Consider the following 1,157-nt stretch of genomic DNA (forward strand, 5'->3'; position numbering starts at 1 on the left):
TGCGGCCCAACCACCCTCGCATCGGGTCACGAGGGCGGTACAAGCCGGGTTGGACGGAGAGTTCCAGCAGCCAGTGCGCGGTGACCGGTCATGATGGCCGGGCTACCCACCGCCCCACTGACTGCTGGAGTCAACCATCCTTGCCTACACGCGCCTGTCTGTCATCGACCGTGAGGAGATCAGCCGATCGTTGGCCGCTGATCCCGACGTGACCTGGACCGAGGTGGGCCGGCGCCTCGGCCGCCACCGCGCCACCGTGGCCCGCGAGGTCGCCCGCAACGGCGGGCGTGCCAGCTACCGCGCCGGGCGCGCCCACGCCCGCGCACAGAGCCTACGGCCGTGCCGGACAGCGCTGCTGTCGCACGACCGTGGCCTGGCCGCCAAGATCACCGCGCATCTGAAGACCGGCTACTCCCCGGCGGGCACCGCTCACCTGCTGGGCGGGGTGTGCACCGAGACGATCTACCGGGCGGTGTACACCGGGACCCTGGACGTCAAGGCCTGCGACGTGCTGCGCTCCCGCCGCCACCAGCGACGCCGCCGCGACCACCGCGCGACGTCGCACTTCCTGGGCGCGTTCACGTCCATCCACGACCGGCCCGCCGCCGTCACCGACCGTGTCGAGTTCGGCCACTGGGAAGGCGACCTGATCATCGGGGCGCGCAACGCCTCGGCGCTGATCACCCTCAACGAACGCACCTCACGCACCCAGATCGTGCTGAACCTGCCCCACGGCTACCGCGCCGAACCCACCATCGAACGCCTCGGCGACTGGGCCGCCACGATGCCCCACAACGTCCTCAAGTCCATCACCTGGGACCGTGGCTCCGAGCTGGCCCACTGGGAGAGCCTGGCGATGCACTGGGGCGTGGACGTGTACTTCGCCGACGCCCACAGCCCATGGCAGCGCGGCCAGAACGAGAACGGCAACCGCCAGCTGCGCTACTGGCTGCCCAAGGGCACCGACCTATCCCGCCACGCCCAACGCGACCTTGACGCCATCTGCAACGTCCTCAACACCCAGCCCCGCAAGTCCCTGGCCTGGAAGGCACCCAACGACCTGTACGCTGTCCATGCCGCGCGCTAGTACCTGGAATTCTCCGACCCCCCGCGGCTCTAGAACAAGGAGCCATGCGATAGCTGCCGGGCGTTACCAC

Annotated in this window: 1 protein-coding gene; it reads left to right on the forward strand. The window is 69.7% G+C overall.

What is annotated here, in order from left to right; genetic code table 11:
• Positions 1-154 precede the first annotated feature (154 nt).
• Positions 155-1,087, forward strand: coding sequence for an IS30 family transposase (locus WD250_07360; protein MEX2620020.1), 933 nt, complete (start codon positions 155-157; stop codon positions 1,085-1,087).
• Positions 1,088-1,157: the final 70 nt, after the last annotated feature.

This window comes from Egibacteraceae bacterium, assembly GCA_040905805.1.
GTDB lineage: Bacteria > Actinomycetota > Nitriliruptoria > Euzebyales > Egibacteraceae > DATLGH01.